This window comes from Sediminihaliea albiluteola, from assembly GCF_014077625.1.
In the GTDB taxonomy this organism is placed as follows: Bacteria; Pseudomonadota; Gammaproteobacteria; order Pseudomonadales; family Halieaceae; genus Sediminihaliea; species Sediminihaliea albiluteola.
This window is the reverse complement of record NZ_JACFXU010000014.1, coordinates 913483-932827: the sequence shown is the minus strand read 5'-3', so window position 1 is coordinate 932827 and position 19345 is coordinate 913483. Positions and strand designations below refer to the sequence as shown.

General features: G+C 49.2%; 16 protein-coding genes and 1 pseudogene. 12 read left to right on the top strand and 5 right to left on the bottom strand.

Annotated elements, in window-relative coordinates:
- From H2508_RS11165 to H2508_RS11145, 5 genes and pseudogenes are all read left to right on the top strand, one after another.
- A partial coding sequence (locus H2508_RS11165) for an acyl-CoA dehydrogenase family protein (RefSeq protein ID WP_268920732.1) occupies window positions 1–609 on the top strand: 609 nt, incomplete at its 5' end.
- A 17-nt stretch (window positions 610–626) separates the two neighbouring features.
- The gene (locus tag H2508_RS11160; protein ID WP_182173306.1) at window positions 627–1757 is read left to right on the top strand and encodes a helix-turn-helix transcriptional regulator; all 1131 of its coding nucleotides are present in this window, start codon (window positions 627–629) and stop codon (window positions 1755–1757) included.
- Between the two features lie 588 nt (window positions 1758–2345).
- Entirely contained in the window at window positions 2346–2978 is a 633-nt protein-coding gene (locus tag H2508_RS15045; protein WP_235965194.1) for a PEP-CTERM sorting domain-containing protein, read from the top strand.
- Window positions 2979–3221: 243 nt separating this feature from the next.
- Window positions 3222–3398 (top strand): annotated as a pseudogene (locus tag H2508_RS15040) (type II toxin-antitoxin system Phd/YefM family antitoxin); the annotation flags it as partial.
- Window positions 3379–3651 carry a Txe/YoeB family addiction module toxin gene (locus H2508_RS11145; RefSeq protein ID WP_182173303.1) on the top strand — a complete coding sequence of 91 codons (273 nt, stop codon included), beginning with the start codon at window positions 3379–3381 and terminating at the stop codon, window positions 3649–3651. The pseudogene H2508_RS15040 and the gene H2508_RS11145, both read left to right, overlap by 20 nt.
- A 102-nt stretch (window positions 3652–3753) precedes the next feature.
- Here the strand turns inward: H2508_RS11145 and H2508_RS11140 are convergent, their stop codons facing one another.
- The 5 genes from H2508_RS11140 to dnaA all read right to left on the bottom strand — a co-directional run bounded on the left by H2508_RS11140 (window position 3754) and on the right by dnaA (window position 11768).
- Window positions 3754–4593, bottom strand: coding sequence for a TIR domain-containing protein (locus H2508_RS11140; protein ID WP_182173300.1), 840 nt, complete (start codon window positions 4591–4593; stop codon window positions 3754–3756).
- Between the two features lie 745 nt (window positions 4594–5338).
- The gene (gene gyrB, locus H2508_RS11135) at window positions 5339–7756 is read right to left on the bottom strand and encodes a DNA topoisomerase (ATP-hydrolyzing) subunit B (RefSeq protein WP_182173297.1); all 2418 of its coding nucleotides are present in this window, start codon (window positions 7754–7756) and stop codon (window positions 5339–5341) included.
- A complete protein-coding gene (gene recF, locus H2508_RS11130) occupies window positions 7749–8909 on the bottom strand; it encodes a DNA replication/repair protein RecF (RefSeq protein ID WP_182173294.1) in 1161 nt (386 codons plus the stop codon). The genes gyrB and recF overlap by 8 nt, the downstream gene beginning before the upstream one ends.
- A gap of 117 nt (window positions 8910–9026) precedes the next feature.
- The gene (dnaN, locus tag H2508_RS11125) at window positions 9027–10130 is read right to left on the bottom strand and encodes a DNA polymerase III subunit beta (RefSeq protein WP_182173291.1); all 1104 of its coding nucleotides are present in this window, start codon (window positions 10128–10130) and stop codon (window positions 9027–9029) included.
- A gap of 132 nt (window positions 10131–10262) precedes the next feature.
- A complete protein-coding gene (dnaA, locus tag H2508_RS11120) occupies window positions 10263–11768 on the bottom strand; it encodes a chromosomal replication initiator protein DnaA (protein ID WP_182173288.1) in 1506 nt (501 codons plus the stop codon).
- 499 nt (window positions 11769–12267) lie between these two features.
- Here dnaA and rpmH point away from each other — a divergent pair, with 499 nt between their 5' ends.
- The 7 genes from rpmH to rsmG all read left to right on the top strand — a co-directional run bounded on the left by rpmH (window position 12268) and on the right by rsmG (window position 19325).
- Window positions 12268–12402, top strand: a complete 135-nt coding sequence (rpmH, locus tag H2508_RS11115; RefSeq protein ID WP_182173285.1) for a 50S ribosomal protein L34 — start codon at window positions 12268–12270, stop codon at window positions 12400–12402.
- A 19-nt stretch (window positions 12403–12421) separates the two neighbouring features.
- Window positions 12422–12829 carry a ribonuclease P protein component gene (gene rnpA / locus H2508_RS11110; protein ID WP_182173282.1) on the top strand — a complete coding sequence of 136 codons (408 nt, stop codon included), beginning with the start codon at window positions 12422–12424 and terminating at the stop codon, window positions 12827–12829.
- Complete coding sequence (yidD, locus tag H2508_RS11105; RefSeq protein ID WP_182173279.1) at window positions 12829–13056, top strand: membrane protein insertion efficiency factor YidD; 228 nt, start codon at window positions 12829–12831, stop codon at window positions 13054–13056. Before rnpA ends, yidD begins: the two co-directional genes overlap by 1 nt.
- A 13-nt stretch (window positions 13057–13069) precedes the next feature.
- On the top strand, window positions 13070–14761 hold the full coding sequence (gene yidC, locus H2508_RS11100) for a membrane protein insertase YidC (protein ID WP_182173276.1): 1692 nt from the start codon (window positions 13070–13072) through the stop codon (window positions 14759–14761).
- A gap of 8 nt (window positions 14762–14769) precedes the next feature.
- Window positions 14770–16155, top strand: a complete 1386-nt coding sequence (gene mnmE, locus H2508_RS11095) for a tRNA uridine-5-carboxymethylaminomethyl(34) synthesis GTPase MnmE (RefSeq protein WP_182173273.1) — start codon at window positions 14770–14772, stop codon at window positions 16153–16155.
- Window positions 16156–16756: 601 nt separating this feature from the next.
- Window positions 16757–18658, top strand: a complete 1902-nt coding sequence (gene mnmG, locus H2508_RS11090; RefSeq protein WP_182173477.1) for a tRNA uridine-5-carboxymethylaminomethyl(34) synthesis enzyme MnmG — start codon at window positions 16757–16759, stop codon at window positions 18656–18658.
- On the top strand, window positions 18633–19325 hold the full coding sequence (rsmG, locus tag H2508_RS11085) for a 16S rRNA (guanine(527)-N(7))-methyltransferase RsmG (protein WP_235965188.1): 693 nt from the start codon (window positions 18633–18635) through the stop codon (window positions 19323–19325). Before mnmG ends, rsmG begins: the two co-directional genes overlap by 26 nt.
- Window positions 19326–19345 lie beyond the last annotated feature (20 nt).

The following is a 19345-nucleotide window of genomic DNA, read 5'->3' as shown; positions in this document are numbered from 1 at the left end:
GGCAGTCAGGACGTGGCGGTGAAGGACATCTTTGTCCCTAAGCATCGCGTGCATCACGCAATGGATGGCTTTCGCTGCGATAGCCCTGGCAACGCAGTCAACACGGCGGCGCTGTATCGCATTCCCTTCCAGCAGATCTTCATTCGCGCCATTACCACCAGTGCGCTGGGCGCCCTGCGCGGCATGCTGCAGGCCTTTGAGCACTACGCAGAAAACCGCGTCAGCTCACTGGGCAATGCCACCCGGGAGGACCCCGATGCACAGGCCATCTGTGCCGAGATCCTTGCCGAGCTGGACGAGATGGAACTGGTCTTGATACGCAATTACAACGAACTGCTGGAGCACGCACAGAGCGGTGAGCCACCGCCAATGGATCGCCGCCTGCTGTTTAAGTACCAAGCTGCTGCGGTGCCTGATCGCTGCCTACGACTGGCTAAGCGACTCTTTCAGTGCGTCGGGGGCAGCGGCATCTTTGCCACCCAGCCTTTTGGTCGCTACTATCGAGATATCATCACCTCGCGCCAACATGCCGCGGCGCAATCCAATGTGGTGGCCCGCAGCTGGGGTGGGATCGTACTGGGTAAAGAGAACCAGGAGTGGTATTTATAAAATAACAGGAGCAATGCATGGTATTGGATAGTGCAGTGAACGCCTTGATTAGCCGCATCTATGATGATGTGCGCGAGGAGCGTCCGTGGATTGCCTCGCTAGAAAGCCTCCGTGCATTGATCCCATGCCATACCATGGCCATTGAGGCAGTTGATGAAACCGCCGACCAGGCCACCTACTACTTTGCCGCTGGGCGACGAGTCCATGCCAGCGACATCGGTGTCTGGGAGGAGGCCAGTCAGGTCCGTAATGAGCCTATTCCTTTTGAGCCATCTAAGTTAGTCGTCTTTAATGACTGGCGACAAGAGTGTCCCACCCCTGGCTTTCTCCAACTCTTAGAAAAATACGATGTCCTGCGCTCCATGTCAGTTGGCATTATGCAATCCGAAGATATGGTGCGTTATAGCCTGCACAGCGGTCGCTCGATCCAGGGTTCAAGCTATTCTAAGGAAGAGCAGGAGTTGTTTTTACTTGTTGCTCAACACTTCGCTCGCGCCATACAAATGCGCCTAGACCTGAACCGTGCCCGCACCAGTGACTGGATTCAAACTGATGCCATGGAGCGTCTATCTGTTGGTGGCTTAGTGATTGATGCACGGGGCCGTATCCTGTTCACCAACGACACCGCTCTGCGCTTACTGCAAGATCAGCATGGTCTTATTGTGCGCAACGGACACTTACGGGCGCTAGACTCACTCGCTGAGAACGAGCTCCTTGAATGTATTAGCTCTTTACTTGATAACAGCTGTGACCCCGAGCCGGTTCGCGCACTGACCATCGAGCGCCCAGAAAATAGAGGCAGTCTATATGTGGTGCTGCGTAAACAACGGGCACGTGAGAGTATTTCAGATCGGTGGCAAGATGTTATCCAAGTATATATCCACGACCCAGAGCTGAGTTACTGCGAAAACTTCACCATCTTCCAGCAACTATTCAAACTCACTCGCAGTGAAGCGGCTATTGCTGCGGCAATAGCCCGGGGTGATAGTGCCGAAGATATAGAAAAGTCACTTAACATTACTCACAACACAGTGCGTGCTCACCTGCGGGCGATCTTTTCAAAAACCAATGTGGGCTCACGAGCAGAGCTAGTCAGAGTGCTTAATAACTGCGCTGGCCCCCTGGCTAACCTGCGAGTCGTTAGTTAGTACTTACTATCTTAAAAACATCTGATTTAACTTGGTTTAGCCTCAAACTGCTGTTAAATCACGAGTGTACAGCGCTGATATAAGAGCTGGTTTTTCCTTTTTTTGAATTAATTTCAAAGGGCGCGATAGTGGGACAACTAGCTGGCTAAGACCGGCAAGCTCTATCTCGAAGTTACTACTGTCCTCTTATAAAAGACCTAATCTTCAGCGACTGTTATAAGCACAAACGAATATTTGGCCCCATCATCTTCCCACACGGCAACTTCAAGGACGTTGGGAGCATCTAATGCTATGACTTTTAGCAGCTTTCACCTCGCTTACTCAGAGCTGTGACTATTGACTATGTCTTCACTAAATCATGCTCTTTGTATGCTGCGTTTTAATTTATCAGGAAGACATGCTTATAAATATACCGCCTAGCTACCAGGCATATTCAGTTGTCAGAAAATTTTACACTTAGCTCTCATTCGATAAATGTACTTACGCTAAGTCACTGTTTTTATAAGACACCAGAAGAGTGGCCCACTTATTGCGTTACTTAATTTAAAGGCAATTATCACTTCAACTATAAGTTTTGTGGAGGTCTCTATGTTACATCGTTTATTGATAGCCGTTTTTTTCACATGGATGTCGTGCGCTGTTCAAGCTGCTCTTATTTTGGATGTTACTGGCGGTGGCTCGGAGGTTGCTTGTGGCACCTTTTGTGGCTCTACGGGAGACGCATTTGGTTGGGCATTTACTGTTTCTTCCTCAATCACCGTTGATGGAATTGGGTTGTGGGACGGTGACGCCGATGGGATTGGCCCAGACGTTTCAGCCGCTTTGTGGGTTGATGGTGGTGCTCTTTTAGCTTCGGCTACGATATCAAGCAGTAGTTCACTGGAGGCTTCCGCAGCACCAGGCGGTTGGAGGTTTGAAGATTTCGCTCAATTAGTATTAGCGCCTGGGAACTATGTCATTGGCTCCAGTTTCTATGCGAATACCCCCACAGCCTACTTAAGTGGAACATTCTCTACTATTGCCCAAATTACAGCCATCGAAGGCCGCTCAGTGCCTATTGGCACTGGCTTTGCTAGACCGGATCAAACCTTTAATAATTTTATATTTGGACCAACTTTACGCCTCGCCGACAGCGAAAGCACTGTTCCGGCACCAGCGACCCTCGTCCTATTCGGCCTTGGCCTTGCTGGCCTTGGATGGACAAGGCGTAAAAAATCCTAAATACAGCTCTCTACCTATGAACCTGCTACGGCGGGTTTTTTATTACCTTAATTTAAACGTTTCGAGTATCTCAAAATACAGCTTTTCAAGCAGTCAGCCCCGAACAGTAGATAGTTGTACGGTATTTCCGTACATGATGGCACCCATATGGACACCATTAGCGTAAACAAGTTTAGAGACAACCTGAAAGGTTATGTAGAACAAGTAGTTAGCCGGCATGAGCCCCTCTAGGTTACGAGACGGACTGGCGAGGCGTTTGTGGTCATTAGTGCCGACGATTGGGAGCGAGAGCAGGAAACTCTCTATGTGCTCCAGAACACGAACTTGATGCAGCAGATTGCCGGCTCCCTTAACACTCATACCCGCAGCCAAGGCTATAAACCGACTGACGCGCAAATGAATGAGATCACTGATATTTAAGGGCAATACGTGGGATGCGTATGAGACTATGCATGAAAAAGACAAGCAACTCCACAAAGCCCTATGCAAGTTGCTCAAAGAAATGCTCCGATCTGACGATCCCACTTCCGATCTGGGGAAACCCGAGCCACTGAAACATAACCTTTCTGACTTCTGGTCAAAACGGGTTTCACAGAAAGATCGGTTAATATATCGATTCGACGATAAGTCCATTTATATCTTTGCCACTGGCGGACACTACGACCAGCCCTAACGCCTTTCTTCAGCGGCCAAAGAGTGTTGGCGTGGCTTTTGCGTTTTCTGCAAAAGGCATGACAGCATGAATTGGTCCGCCTGTAAGAATTTGTTAGGGCTTTTATATCGCTTCATTCAGGTCTACCCGTAATCCTGCCACTTTAAGCTCCTTAGCCAAAGAAAGTCTCCATGCGCCTGCGGAATCAATGTCTATGTAGAGAACGCCAATGAGGTCTGACGGCATTTCCACGTCTCCCTTTCTTAAGACACAAACGCGATCTCTTCCTATTTTCGCAGCCATATACCCAAGTTCTACAAGAACATTCTGCCTTGCACGAGTATTTAGATTAGAAGAATCTGATGATTTCGCGCCAACATCATCTGGCGTAAAAAGCACAACTGCAAAGCTTGCTTCTGTATGCTTTTCCAATTTCTCGATGATTGTTTTTCCTTCATTAGGTTGCTCGTGAAGAATTATTGCGTTAAGTCCAAGTTTCTCAATAAACCTGGCCGTGGATTCTTTCGCTTGCTCATCATGGCCATGAACTATAAAGACGTTCTTTCCTGGCTTCCCGGTTGTCTTTGGTGCGACTGGCGTCTTGGTCTCTGCAAAAAGAAACTCATGCGTGTAGTCCTTACCCTGTGACAATGGCAATAGGCGCCTGTCTGTTGCCATATCGGCTATGCCGGAGTTTCGCATGCTTGCATTATGTTGCTCAGCATAGTGCCGCTTCGAATTTGGTGTATGAGTAATCTTAATTTTATGGACGTCTTTGAGGTCTTTGACAATCATTCCGTCTACTGTGAATGGCCTACCAGAATGCCACGGAATAACTATTTGATCCCATAGCTCCTGAATAGTCAGATCGTTAAAGACAGCAGAAGGATTCTTCTTGCCAGAGCTATTTAGCTCAACATGGCAATGCCAAAATTCATTTGGATAGTTTTCAGGGATTTCCATATGGTCCACTTTCGCCCTAACAGCTAATTAACAAGACCAGACCGTATAACACCCCGCATGCTAACTCCAGTACACCCTGCTGTATCAGCTGTGATATTGCTTACAAAATCAATAACTTACTTTCCAGGGTCACCTATTAAGCGGACCACCCGATCCATGCGAGTTAATTAAACTCTCTACAGTGTAGCCAGCTTGGCATAAAGCGACAATAAGCGTAATGAAACCAAAGTCCTTGATGAATGAGGTTTAACGCCGAACCTGATTGAAACCTCTACTTATCGATAAAGCCTCCAAAGTCCCTTCACTATTTTCTGGTGCATGAGTTGATACAGCTCCTAGTAGAAGTAGGAGGGGGCAGCATCACAGCTGTGTTCAAAGAGTTACGGATTAGCTCACCCTGTATTGGCGGAATAGCCATAAGACGCGCAACACTTCTCCATTAATACATAAGAAGTGGCGGTATGAGAGGACTGAACCTGGGTAAGGCAAGGCCTTAAGCTCTAGCCGGTAATACCTTAACCAGGAGCTGGTTAATGATTAAGCAATGCATAGAAGGGCGCGACTATTACAGCTAGGAATTCCCGGTAAGGATATCCGATATTAGCCACGCCCTTTTACCTGCCGACAAGCTCTAAATTGATCAAAAAACGACCAACAATGCTCTAAGTCATTGATTTCACGTAGTTGAGTCGTACCCACTTATGTGAGAATAAGACAACTTATGTGAAACCCCACACAAAACTATTTACACGTCTAAGTTAGCCACTGACAGAGCATTTTGCTCAATAAACTCTCGGCGTGGCTCCACGTGATCGCCCATCAGTGTGGTGAAGATCTGGTCTGCTGCGATAGCATCTTCGATCGTTACTTTAAGCATACGCCGCGCTTCGGGGTCCATGGTGGTTTCCCACAGCTGTTCGGGGTTCATTTCACCCAGACCTTTATAGCGCTGAATATTGTAGCCTCTGCGCGCTTCGGTCATCAGCCAATCCAGACCTTCTTCAAAGTCTTGGGTCTGAAGCACTTTTTCACCGCGCTTAAAGTAACCCTCTTCCTCGATCAGGTTATTGATAGTCTCACCCAAGGCAACCATGCTGCGATACTCGCCAGAAGAGAAAAACTCATGGGTGTATTCTTTTTCTGTCTCAACACCATGAGAGATTAACTTCACTACTGGGTAGTAAATCTGTCTCTCCTGATCTTTACGAACTGTCACTGAATACACACTACCCTTGGGCGAAACAGGTAGTAAGCGCTCACTTAACTGTTCGGCAAAGGCGCTAACTTTTGCCTCGTCTTTGAGGTCATCGACGCTCAGGTGCTCACCGTGGACTATGCGCCACAGCACGGCTGGAGCGTAAACCCTAGACAGGCGATCAATAGTCGCAGTCACTGTGCGGTACTGTGCAACCAGTGCTTCTAAGTTTTCACCGGTGATCGCTGGTGCATCCGCGTTAACGTGAATCGCCGCGCCATCTAAGGCTGATTGGGTCAAATATTGGTGTAGCGCCTCATCATCTTTAAGATAGGTATGCTGTTTGCCCTTGGCGATCTTATAGAGGGGCGGCTGGGCAATAAAGATGTGACCCCGTTCGATTAATTCACGCATTTGACGGAAGAAGAAGGTCAACAACAAGGTTCTAATGTGTGACCCGTCAACATCGGCGTCAGTCATAATAATAATGCTGTGATAGCGCAACTTGTCAGCGTTAAACTCTTCTTTACCAATGCCGCAACCAAGTGCCGTCACAATTGTGCCAACTTCAGCAGAGCCCAACATTTTATCAAAGCGAGCTTTCTCGACGTTTAGAATCTTACCCTTTAGCGGCAAAATGGCTTGAAAACGACGATTTCGGCCTTGTTTTGCTGAACCACCCGCAGAGTCACCCTCCACTAGATAGAGTTCAGACAGCGCTGGATCCTTTTCTTGGCAGTCAGCCAACTTACCCGGCAAGCCGGCAATATCTAAAGCCCCTTTGCGGCGGGTCATTTCACGGGCTTTACGCGCGGCTTCACGAGCGCGAGCAGCATCGAGCATTTTGCCAACCACCGCACGGGCTTCTTGCGGGTTTTCCAACAGATAGTCATTCAGCTGAGCATTCATGCTCTGTTCAACCGCTGTTTTTACTTCTGAGGAAACCAGTTTATCTTTGGTTTGAGAGGAAAACTTTGGATCGGGCACTTTTACCGACACGATCGCTGTCAAACCTTCTCGCGCATCATCACCTGTAGTGGATACTTTGGCTTTCTTAGCCATTCCCTCGCGTTCTATGTAGGAGTTAAGTGAACGGGTCAAGGCTGAGCGGAAACCCGCGAGGTGGGCACCACCGTCCCGCTGAGGGATGTTATTGGTATAGCAGTAGATGCTTTCCTGGAATGAATCATTCCACTGCAAAGCCACCTCGACGCCGATACCGTCGTCTGTATCAACCTGAAAGTGGAAGGCTTTATTAATAGTGGTCTTATTCTGGTTTAGGTAGTCCACAAACGCTCTAAGACCGCCTTCGTACTGATAAGTCTCCTGTTTGCCACTACGCTCATCTTTTAGAACAATGGCTACGCCAGAGTTTAAGAAAGCCAGCTCACGCAGTCTCTTACCCAGTTGATCGAAGTGAAATTCAATATTGGTAAAGGTTTCAGAGGAGGGCTTAAAACGAACAGTGGTACCAGAGCGCTCGGTCTCACCCTTTTCAGCCAGTGGCGCAACTGGCACACCGTGTCGATAGACCTGCTCGTGTAACTTACCGCCGCGGCGAATAGTCAGTGTCAGCTCTTCAGACAGAGCATTTACCACGGAAATACCTACACCGTGCAAGCCACCGGATACCTTATAAGTATTATCATCAAACTTCCCCCCAGCATGGAGGACAGTCATGATTACTTCCGCTGCCGATACGCCCTCTTCGTGGATCTCCGTGGGAATACCGCGACCATTATCACTAACACTCACCGACTCGTCGGGGTGAATCACGATGTCAATTTGAGAACAGTGCCCAGCCAGAGCCTCATCTATCGAGTTATCCACCAACTCAAACACCATATGATGCAGTCCGGTGCCGTCGTCAGTGTCCCCAATATACATCCCTGGACGCTTACGAACCGCATCCAAACCCTTTAGCACCTTAATGCTCGAGGAATCGTAATTGTTCTCTTGTTCACTCATGGCTAGATTGACTCTCTCTGTTATTGCCCTGTAATTGGGGCGCACTGCTTTGTTCTAACTCGCTCTCTACCAAACCATGTTCCACGTGGAACACAGCAAGCTTCTCGCCTTTATTAGGCCAAACTCGGAGCACATCGTTTCGTTCAACACAGGTAATAAAAACTTGTGCTTGTATTGCCTCTAATTCATCGCAAACCCGTCTACTATGGGCCTGATCGAGCTCAGAGGGCAAGTCATCTACCAAATAGATACAAGAGCGACTTGCAAGCGCTCGCATCAAACGGCCTTGGGCTAACTTAAGCCCACAGACCACCAATTTTTGCTGACCTCGTGACAGGGTATCAGCTGCAGCATGGCCATCTACCATAACTTTCAGATCCGCTCGTTGCGGGCCTAGCTGGGTAAAGCCTTTTTCTTGGTCTGAATTAAGTGTTGCCTCTAATGCCTCACTATAACTCAGTCGCTTATCCCAGCCCTGGCGAAGTCGCAACTCCAAACTGCCGATCTGCGGTAGTAAACGCCCCACGATCTCTCTGAATAATGGGGCCAAGTCATTAAAATAAGCCTGCCTGTACTCATTAATCATAGAACCCGAACGCGCCAACTCACGTGTCCAAGCTTGTAATTCTTGACCTGCCAGTTTACCACGTCGGAGGCTACTATTGCGCTGTTTAATACAGCGCTGAAAACGCTGCCACTCAGGGAAGAAGCGATGTTCCACGTGGAACACACCCCAATTAAGAAAATGCCGTCTTGCTTGAGGAGCGCCAGTCAATAAACTGAAGCTATCAGCATTAATCACCTGAACAGGCAGGCGCTCTACCAACTCGGCGATGGTACGAGCCGCCTCCCCATTGATTTTTAAGCTCAACTCACCATTAAGACGTCGTTCCACACCCAATGAGTAACGGCCACGACCACTAGAAAGTGTACCAACACCATGAACCACACAAGCAGCCTCTCCATGGCTAATCAATGTTTTGGCGCTTGTGCCACGAAAGGAGCGAGCCATACCTAAAAGGTGTATCGCCTCTAATATACTGGTCTTGCCGCTACCGTTGGCACCATAGATGACGTTAGTGCGCTCAAAGGCCTCTAAACGGAGCTCTCGGAGATTTCGTACATTATGGATGGTCAGTTGATCAAGGGACACAAACAGGCCTTTATCAGCCGTGTAGCGCTGTCAGTAGAGTGGGAGGCAAGCAGAGTGGTGCTAATACAAGTTTAATGGCTAGGCGAACACCGCAGAGGTGAACGCCTACGAAGGGCATTAAAGACGCATCGGCATGACAACGTAGACAGAATCACCATCAACTTCTGACTCTTCCAATTGCGCGCTGCTATTAGGGTCTGACATAGAAAGCTTTATCTGCTCACCGGTGAGAACCCCCAGCACATCTAGGAGATAGCTGACGTTAAAGCCTATTTCCAAGCTATCACCTTGATACTCCACTGCCACAGACTCTTCTGCCTGCTCTTGCTCAGGGTTGTTAGCCACTATCTCCATAATGTCATTACTGAGCTTGAGTCTTACACCACGGTATTTTTCATTAGAAAGAATGGCCGCGCGAGTAAATGCTTGACGCAAATCGAGACGGGAGCCAATTACGGCTTTATCGGGAGAACGTGGTAAAACGCGCTCATAATCAGGGAACTTCCCATCAACCAGCTTGGAGGTAAAGGTAAAGTCATCCGTTGTCGCGCGAATATGGTTAGTACCTAGCACAATGCTGATATCCTGATCATCCACCAATAAAAGGCGCGACAACTCCAGTACACCTTTGCGCGGAAGGATTACCTGGGTGTCCTCTGCTTCAAGCTCAGCAGCCAAAGTACACATCGCCAAACGGTGACCGTCTGTTGCCACTACACGCAAACGCCCAGAGCGGAGCTCCCAGAGCATACCGTTGAGGTAATAACGCACGTCCTGCTGCGCCATGGCAAAGCCAGTACGCTCGATCAAACGACGTAATTGACCTTGCTTAACCGTAAATTGGTGAGTACCAATACTGTCATCCACACTGGGAAAATCCCGTGCGGGTAAGGTCGAGAGAGTAAAGCGACTGCGACCGGATCTGACGGTGACCTTATTGTCGCTCGCTGAAATTTCAATCTCACTCCCCTCAGGAAGGGATTTACAGATATCAACCAGTTTTCGAGCGGGAACTGTCAACTCCCCATCTTCACCGGGACTCTCTAGTTTGACTCGCCCCACCAACTCCACTTCAAGATCCGTACCGGTAAGGGCTAACTGATCGCCCTCAAGCACCAGCAGCACATTGGCCAGTATGGGTAAAGTCTGCCGACGCTCAACCACCCCTGCTACAAGGTTCAAAGGCTTAAGAAGAGCATCCCGCGATATCACAAATTTCATATTGTATTTATCCTTAACTTTTACCGCCCGGACCCTTGCGGCAACAATCTGCCCGGTTATCACCCTCGATCACTATAAACCCACCACGCTCAGCTTCGTATTAGAAGCTAAAAGCCTTATGACGCACAGCAATCAAGTGGTGAGTGATCGCAATAAATTTTTATAGTCTTCGCGAATATCAGAATTGGTCTCGCGAAGCTCCTTGATTTTACGACATGCGTGCAAGACTGTCGTGTGATCTCTGCCACCAAAACTATCACCAATTTCAGGCAAGCTGTGGTTAGTGAGTTCTTTGGCTAAAGCCATGGCCATTTGTCGCGGCCGAGCAACTGAACGACTGCGTCGCCGCGACATCAAGTCAGCCACTTTGATTTTGTAATACTCCGCGACAGTACGCTGAATATTGTCCTGGCTAACCTGCCTATCCTGTAGCGCAAGTAAATCTTTCAGGCTCTCTTTAATTAAATCAACATCGATCGCCTTACCGGTGAAGTGAGCGCTCGCTATCACTCTTTTGAGCGCACCCTCAAGCTCTCTAACGTTTGAACGTATGCGCTGTGCAATAAAGAAGGCCGCTTCCGGCGGCAACTCTATCCGTGCTTGGTTGGCTTTATTCATCAAAATGGCAACGCGGGTTTCTAGCTCTGGCGGCTCTACCGCAACGGTCAAGCCCCAACCAAAACGCGACTTGAGACGCTCTTCTAGACCATCAATTTCCTTTGGATAGCGATCACAGGTAAGAATCATCTGTTGACCACCTTCCAATAGCGCATTGAAGGTGTGGAAGAACTCTTCTTGAGATCGATCTTTTTTGGCAAAAAACTGAATATCGTCGATCAAAAGGGCATCAACTGAACGGTAGTAGCGCTTAAATTCGCTAATTGCGTTGAGCTGTAGTGCCTTTACCATATCGGCTACAAAGCGCTCAGAGTGTAAGTAGACAACCTGTGCATCGGGGTTTTGTTTTTTCAGAGCATTACCCACAGCGTGCATCAAGTGAGTTTTACCTAAGCCAACACCACCGTAGAGAAACAAGGGGTTATAAGCCTCTCCAGGGTTCTCAGCGACCTGTTTCGCAGCGGCCAGCGCCAACTGGTTAGACTTACCTTCGACAAAGGTCTCGAAAGTATAGCCGTCGACTAAGTTATGTGGATTCTGAGCATGACCAGGCACAATCCCCTGCCGCGCAGTAGCCACCACCGCGGGTATCTCATCAGCAACCACTGGCTCTATAGCGGCCTCAGCTTGCAACTGATCACGAGCATTTAGTGACTGTTCACCATTAATAGCAAAACCGGATACCGCCGGCGGCATGGAACTATTTGGACTCGCAAAACGCTGTGCAGCCCCAGAACTATTCTCAGGCAAAGTGACGGAAGGTCGCCGAATAGCTGCTGCCGTACCGATCTCCAGCACCACTTCCGGCGCTTGATCACCCTCTATTTCACGAACCAACTCGTGAATGCGTGACGAGAACTTGTCGGCAACAAAATCTTTAATAAAGCGATTTGGGGCGAGAAGAGTCAACATTTGCCCCTCACGCGTCGCTTGCAGTGGTCGTATCCAAGTATTGAATTGCTGCGAAGGCAACTCACTCTGTAGGCGATCGATACAACGCTGCCAGATTACTCCAGGCAATTTTTCCCCCGAGAGCCAAAAATATACATCGGCTACTGCTATAGATAGTGACTGTTAATAAATTCTTATTTCGGTCAGACAAATGCCCACCGAGAAGGGCATGATACGCTTCAAACAGATACTTATCCACAAAAAAAAAGCCTGTAAGAAAGTTTTTTTTCCGCACTATAATCATATACTTACAAGATAATTGTACAAAAAACGTACAAAGCAAAAAAATCAAGCTTGGGATAAGTTTAGCTGTGGATAAGTCATGTATATCTTTGGGAAAAAATGTGCACTGAAGGCTGTAAGCCGCAGCAACACTGCGCTCAAATTAAATTTACCCAGCGGCAACTAGCGGCTACACAAAGCAGCTACAAGAGAGAGAAAAACAAAGCACCGCCCTAATTGTAATGTTGGCCAAGTTTCAATAGAATACCCACCCTTTTTTCCGACTAAGGTGCGTTGGCGCAGCCGGCTTGCCGAAGTCGTTTACTATCATTATGGAATCATTGTCATGAAAAGAACTTTTCAGCCCAGTGTTATCAAGCGCAAGCGTACTCACGGTTTCCGTGCGCGCATGGCAACCAAAGGTGGCCGTCACGTCCTGAATCGCCGTCGCGCTAAAGGTCGCAAGCGTCTGGCAGCTTAATCGGTGGGTTGCCACCGCGATGGTAGACGTAGAGCAAGCACCGCCGGATTACCGCTTTAGCAAAGCTAGTCGACTACTCACCGCGGTAGATTACAGCCGGGTTTTCGACGGCTCAGAGGCTAGAGCCTCACACAAACATGTTTTGCTCCTAGCAAAACCGACTAATGAACCCAGGCATCGCCTGGGTTTAGTCGTGGCTAAAAAAAATGTTCGTTTAGCTGTTCAGCGCAACCGGGTAAAACGATTGGCACGAGAAATGTTTCGCCACGCTGATCCCTCAACGCCAGCCATGGATGTTGTGCTACTAGCTAGACGAGGTATCGACCAGTTGGATAATGCACAACTATCCTCTATATTGCGCGAGCAATGGCGGAAACTGGCAAAGCGTGTTTCCAACCAAGCAAACCGTAGCAGCCAGGAATCCTAATGCGTCGCATATTGATACTGTTGATCTCTGTCTATCAGGCTTGTTTGAGCCCATTTCTGGGTAATCGCTGCCGTTTTTTTCCCAGCTGCTCATCCTACGCCCAGCAGGCTATTGCCGAACACGGCGTAATAAAGGGTACTGGTTTAACATTGCGCCGCTTGTCCAAATGCCACCCTTGGCACGAAGGTGGTCTGGACCCTGTCCCTCCCTGTAAGCACACACACTAAAACGACCTTACTTATGGATTTCCAACGCTCACTGCTCATAGGCGCCTTCGCCGTACTATCTTTCATGCTACTCAGCGAATGGGTGGCCTTTAAAGATCAACGTAGCCAGGCCACAGCCCAAGTCACCACACGATTGACTGAAAACGCTGCGCCCCAAGTTCTTGAACTACCAGAGGTCGCAGGAACAACAGCGTCTGACTTGGCAGAAGATATTCCCGCAGCGCCCTCTACCGGCCCGCAAATACAACCTGAATCACCCACCGAAAGCACTCACAGTGGGCGAATCGTGCAGGTCTTTACCGACGAGCTACAGCTCGCAATTGACTTACAAGGCGGTGATATTGTTGAGCTTGCTCTGGTCAAGCACTTAGAAAAGCTAGAGGGTGCCCCCTTTGTCTTGCTGGAGCAGAATAGCAACAGAGTATATGTAGCACAGAGCGGCCTCATTGGCAGCGATGGTATCGACAGCCAAGGCCGCGCCACCTTTACTAGTAAACAGGCGCGCTACACCCTAGAAGAGGGCCAAGATAGTCTGCAAGTAGATCTGCACTGGTCTAATGACAATGGCGTCAATATTATCAAGCGCTTCACATTTCATCGTGAAGAATACCTGATCTACGTCGATTACTTAGTCGAAAACCGCAGTGAGCAGCGCTGGCAAGCCAACTTCTTTGGCCAACTGAAGCGCGATAGCAGCCCAGCACCCAACGCTGATACCACCGGCATGGGGCTAAAACCCTTCCTCGGCTCAGCCATTACTCAGCCAGATGAGCGTTTTACCAAATTCGACTTTGGCGATATGAAGAAAGAGCCCTTTAAGAAGAACCTGCCAGGTGGTTGGATAGCAATGATTCAGCACTACTTCCTCAGTGCTTGGATACCCAACCCAGATTTGAGCCACACCTACAGCACAAGAGTGACCTCAAGTGGCTTTAATATTGCCGGTTTTACCAGTCCAGCACTGGTGCTCGACCCGGGCCAAAGTGGCCAAGTGGGCGCCCGTTTTTATGCCGGCCCTAAAGATCAATACCGCCTAGAAAAAATATCTCCTTATTTGGATCTCAGCGTTGATTACGGCTGGTTATGGTGGATTGCACAGCCATTGTTCTGGCTGCTGACTAAAATTCATGCACTCGTTGGCAACTGGGGTGTCGCAATTATCTTGTTAACCGTTTTGATTAAAGCGGCATTCTTTAAGCTATCAGCCACTAGTTACCGTTCAATGGCCAATATGCGGCGAGTTCAACCCAAAATGGTTGAAATACGTGAGCAATATGCGGATGACAAACAAAAACAGTCTCAAGCCATGATGGAGCTGTACCGCAAAGAAAAAATTAACCCCATGGGGGGCTGCCTACCGATTCTGGTACAGATGCCCGTTTTCATCTCACTTTACTGGGTGCTGATGGAGAGTGTTGAGCTGCGCCACGCGCCCTTTATGTTGTGGATTAACGACCTTTCCGTTATGGACCCCTACTTTGTGCTACCCGTATTAATGGGTGCAAGTATGTGGTTTATGCAGAAGCTTAACCCGCCGCCACCGGATCCAATGCAAGCCAAAATCATGCAGTGGCTACCCATTGTCTTTACCTTCTTCTTCCTGTGGTTCCCAGCAGGTCTAGTACTATACTGGGTAGTGAACAACCTGTTGTCCATGGCGCAGCAGTACGTCATCACACGGCAAATTGAGAAGGGCGCTAGCTGAGCAGTGCTGTGATAAGCGCAGGGCTCTCAAAGCTAGACAATGACACCATCGTGGCCATCGCTACCGCGCCTGGCCGCGGTGGGGTGGGCATCATCAGGTTATCCGGCAAAGACGCTAAAGCGATTGGCGAGCGTATCAGCGGACGATCGCTAAAGCCACGCTATGCCCATTTCTGCCAATTCTCCGACCACTCTAAAAACATCATCGACAGCGGTATCGCGCTGTATTTCCCAGGCCCCAACTCCTTTACCGGTGAAGATGTGGTGGAACTACAAGGCCATGGCGGCCCGGTAGTTTTAGATCTATTAGTCAAAGCCGCCTGTGCAGTAGGGGCACGACCCGCTAGAGCTGGCGAATTCTCCGAGCGAGCCTTTCTCAACGACAAGATCGATTTAGCACAGGCTGAAGCCATTGCCGACCTTATCAATAGCACCACTGAGCAAGCTGCCCGCAGCGCCAGTCGCTCATTACAGGGTGCCTTTTCTAAAGAAGTCGACGAACTGGTCAATGCTATTACTCGTCTGCGGGTCTATGTCGAAGCAGCAATCGACTTTCCAGAAGAAGAAATTGATTTCTTGGCCGATGGCAAAGTCGCCCAGGAACTCGATGCGCTAGAACAACGCCTGCAGTCTGTTTTACAGCAAGCTCGACATGGAAGCCTACTGCAAGAAGGGATGAAACTGGTGATTGCCGGCAAACCCAACGCTGGTAAATCAAGCCTACTCAACGCCCTCTCCGGCCAAGATCGCGCAATTGTGACTGCCATAGAAGGCACTACTCGAGATGTCTTACACGAACATATTCAACTCGATGGCATGCCGCTGCATATCGTTGATACAGCAGGCCTACGCGACAGTAGTGATGAAGTCGAGCAGGAAGGTATTCGCCGTGCTTGGAACGAGATAGCCACTGCAGACAGGATTTTACTCGTAGTTGATAGCACTTCAGCAGACGTGAAGCTCAGCATTGAGCAGCTATGGCCAGAGAAAGAAGAGCGTCTTGGTCCCGACACCCCAGTCACCGTGATTCACAATAAAATAGATATCTCAGGTCGCAAGCCTGGACTGCATGCCCAAGGCAATGATGTAAGGGTAGCACTGTCAGCCCGCAGCGGCGCAGGTATGGATGCACTGCGCGAGCACCTTAAAGAATGTATGGGTTACCAAGTGGCTAATGAAAACACCTTCAGTGCCCGCCGCAGACATATCACCGCACTGCAACAAGCCGCCGAATATTTAGCTGCTGGGCAAGCTCAATTGCTTGATGCTGGCGCTGGCGAGCTGCTTGCTGAAGACCTCCGCCAGTGCCACAACACACTTGGTACTATTACCGGTGCTCTGAGTAGTGACGAATTACTCGGTGAAATTTTCTCCAGTTTCTGCATCGGCAAATAGCACTCGCAAAATAAGTGGCTTAGCTAAGCCTACTCCCCCGCCTTGTAACAAGCTCTGCACAACTTAAACAAAGACCTATCCACAGCCAAAAGCCGCGCACAGCTTAGGCATTACTTATCCACAAAAAACCCACAAGAAAACGCAAAGCAATCAGATACAAAAACCCTCATGTAGACAAAATCTGCATATAAGCTGTACGAAAGTGGGACAGAAACTGGATAAGTCAGCACTTATTGGCTCGAGCCGATTTGATCCACAATTCCTCCCAGCTCCAAACACCGCTTGTCACGCTTAGGAACAGTGCTTGTATCCATAGTTTGCTCATCTCTAAGTCATTGAAAAAAAGGTATTTTTAAGACTTATCAACAGCGAAGTGCTTGCTATATAACAATAACTACAATAAACATATCTATATATAAGTATTTAATTAAAACTATTTAATAGAGATAAAAATAAAAAAGCTTAGTGCACGAAACACTTTTGAAGCCTGACCGGCTTCTGGGTAAAAATGGCACGATCATTTTTTGTACAACGGCGCCCAGCCACGTATAATCGCCGCCCATTTCATGCTCTGCCCACTTGGGCACAAGAGGCTTACTCCGTGGAGTACCAACAACAGTTTGACGTCATTGTGATCGGTGGTGGCCATGCCGGTACGGAAGCCTGTTTGGCAGCCGCACGTATGGGCTGTCGCACACTGCTGCTAACTCACAGTGTTGATACTCTGGGGCAGATGTCCTGTAATCCCGCTATTGGGGGTATTGGTAAGAGCCATTTAGTGAAAGAAGTGGATGCTCTTGGTGGAGCCATGGCTCGCGCTACTGACCGTGCCGGAATCCAGTGGCGGGTACTCAACGCTCGCAAGGGCCCGGCAGTAAGAGCAACCCGAGCGCAAGCAGATCGGGTGTTATACCGCAACGCAATTCGAGAAATTCTGGAATCCCAGGAAAATCTGAGCATTTTTCAGCAAGGCGTAGATGACCTGCTCATCGAAGGTGGGCGAGTTGCTGGCGCCGTTACTCAGATGGGGCTGATTTTTCGGGCGCCGCAGGTTGTGTTAACCACCGGTACATTCCTAGGTGGCAAGATACATATCGGATTAGAAAATAGTGCCGGCGGCCGAGCCGGTGATCCACCCGCGATAGCATTGGCTAATCGACTGCGGGAACTGCCTTTTCGAGTTGAGCGCCTGAAAACAGGCACTCCGCCACGCATCGATGCACGCAGCGTAGATTTTTCCCAACTTGAAGAGCAGTGGGGCGATGAGCCGGTGCCGGTGATGTCCTATTTGGGCCGTGCTGAGGAACACCCTGAGCAGCGTTGTTGCTGGATTACCTATACCAACGAGCGCACCCACGAAATAATACGCGGTGGATTAGATCGCTCTCCGATGTACTCAGGCGTAATTGAAGGAATTGGGCCACGTTACTGCCCCAGTATTGAAGATAAAATTCATCGCTTTGCCGATAAAAGCTCCCACCAAGTGTTTATCGAGCCAGAAGGGCTTAACACCAGTGAGCTATACCCCAATGGTATTTCCACTAGCTTGCCCTTCGATGTGCAGTACGAATTAGTGCGCTCGATCGTCGGTTTTGAAAATGCGCATATTACGCGTCCGGGCTATGCCATTGAGTACGATTTCTTTGATCCAAGAGACCTCAAATACTCGCTAGAAACACGCGCGGTACCCGGCTTGTATTTTGCCGGCCAGATCAATGGTACGACCGGTTACGAAGAAGCCGCAGCTCAAGGTATATTGGCTGGCCTCAATGCGGCACTGGCCTCACGTGGTGAAGCAGCTTGGTGCCCGCGCCGCGATGAAGCTTACATTGGTGTGTTGATTGATGATCTCATCACGATGGGTACCTTAGAGCCCTACCGTATGTTTACCTCGCGGGCTGAATACCGTCTGCTGTTGCGGGAAGATAACGCCGATTTGCGACTCACCGAACAGGGCCGTAAATTGGGCTTGGTGGACGATCAACGCTGGCAGCGCTTTCAAGAAAAATGTGAAGCTATCGAATTGGAAAGTGCACGTTTGGCAAGTACTTTCGTCCACCCGACAACGCCAGAGGCCGAAGCGCTCAACAGCAAACTGAAAACGCCTTTGAGCCGTGAATACTCTCTGGCAGATTTGTTGAAGAGACCAGAACTTAGCTATCAGGATGTTGCCGCAGTCAAAGGTCAGGCCCTTGCTGACTCACAGGCTGCTGAACAGGTTGAAATACAGGCTAAGTACTCTGGTTATATCGCGCGGCAGCAGGAAGATATTGAGCGTTTGCGTCGCTATGAAAATGCCCAGCTACCTAAAGATCTGGATTATGCAACAGTCGATGGTTTGTCCAATGAGGTGACACTGAAGCTCAACGAGGCTCGTCCCGAGACTCTTGCTCGCGCTAGCCGTATTCCGGGTGTCACAGCGGCAGCTATTTCACTGCTATTGGTCTACCTGAAAAAACGTGGCGCGCTGGAACGACATGCGCAAGACCGACAAACTGCCTGAGCCGAAAAAGATGTCGACTATTTTGCGTGACGAGCTATCTTCTGAACTCTCAGCTGGCTGTGCTGAACTAAAGCTCGAGGTATCTGAGCAGCAAGTGGAGGCGCTTTGTGACTACTTGGAATTACTGGCGAAGTGGAACAAAGCTTACAATTTAACCGCAGTGCGTGAACCTAGTGCTATGCTGCGCAAGCACCTACTCGATAGTTTGGCCATTGCCCCTTTGCTTGTCGGTGAGCGCTTGATCGATGTTGGCACTGGCGCGGGTTTACCTGGCGTACCACTGGCCATTTTGTACCCCGAGCGCGAGTTTCACCTGCTCGATAGCAATAGCAAAAAGACCCGTTTTCTTTTTCAGGTGAAAACTGCACTGGGCTTGGATAACATGAGCGTGCATCACGCGCGGGTCGAGAGTTTCCAAGCAGCCCAAAAATTTGATGCCGTGCTGTCACGAGCTTTTGCTTCCTTGGATGATATGGTCAGTGGATGTCGCCACTTACTGGCACCCAAAGGGCAATTCTTGGCGATGAAAGGTATTTGGCCAGAAGAGGAGCTAGCGGCAGTAGCCAAGGTGTGCGACATTCTTTCGGTCACAGCAGTAGCTGTTCCCGGTCTGCCGGACCAGCGTCACCTGGTTGCTATGGTTTTGCGCGATCAGCCAGCCGCCTAAGAGGGGCTGTTTAATACAAC

What these genes read in the sequence shown, in the direction of transcription:
- yidC (WP_182173276.1), top strand. Translation starts at nt 13,070, where the DNA reads ATGGATTTCCAACGCTCACTGCTCATAGGCGCCTTCGCCGTACTATCT.
- H2508_RS15045 (WP_235965194.1), top strand. Translation starts at nt 2,346, where the DNA reads ATGTTACATCGTTTATTGATAGCCGTTTTTTTCACATGGATGTCGTGC.
- yidD (WP_182173279.1), top strand. Translation starts at nt 12,829, where the DNA reads ATGCGTCGCATATTGATACTGTTGATCTCTGTCTATCAGGCTTGTTTG.
- rsmG (WP_235965188.1), top strand. Translation starts at nt 18,633, where the DNA reads ATGCGCAAGACCGACAAACTGCCTGAGCCGAAAAAGATGTCGACTATT.
- gyrB (WP_182173297.1), bottom strand. Translation starts at nt 7,756, where the DNA reads ATGAGTGAACAAGAGAACAATTACGATTCCTCGAGCATTAAGGTGCTA.
- rnpA (WP_182173282.1), top strand. Translation starts at nt 12,422, where the DNA reads ATGGTAGACGTAGAGCAAGCACCGCCGGATTACCGCTTTAGCAAAGCT.
- dnaN (WP_182173291.1), bottom strand. Translation starts at nt 10,130, where the DNA reads ATGAAATTTGTGATATCGCGGGATGCTCTTCTTAAGCCTTTGAACCTT.
- H2508_RS11160 (WP_182173306.1), top strand. Translation starts at nt 627, where the DNA reads ATGGTATTGGATAGTGCAGTGAACGCCTTGATTAGCCGCATCTATGAT.
- H2508_RS11145 (WP_182173303.1), top strand. Translation starts at nt 3,379, where the DNA reads ATGAGATCACTGATATTTAAGGGCAATACGTGGGATGCGTATGAGACT.
- rpmH (WP_182173285.1), top strand. Translation starts at nt 12,268, where the DNA reads ATGAAAAGAACTTTTCAGCCCAGTGTTATCAAGCGCAAGCGTACTCAC.
- H2508_RS11140 (WP_182173300.1), bottom strand. Translation starts at nt 4,593, where the DNA reads ATGGAAATCCCTGAAAACTATCCAAATGAATTTTGGCATTGCCATGTT.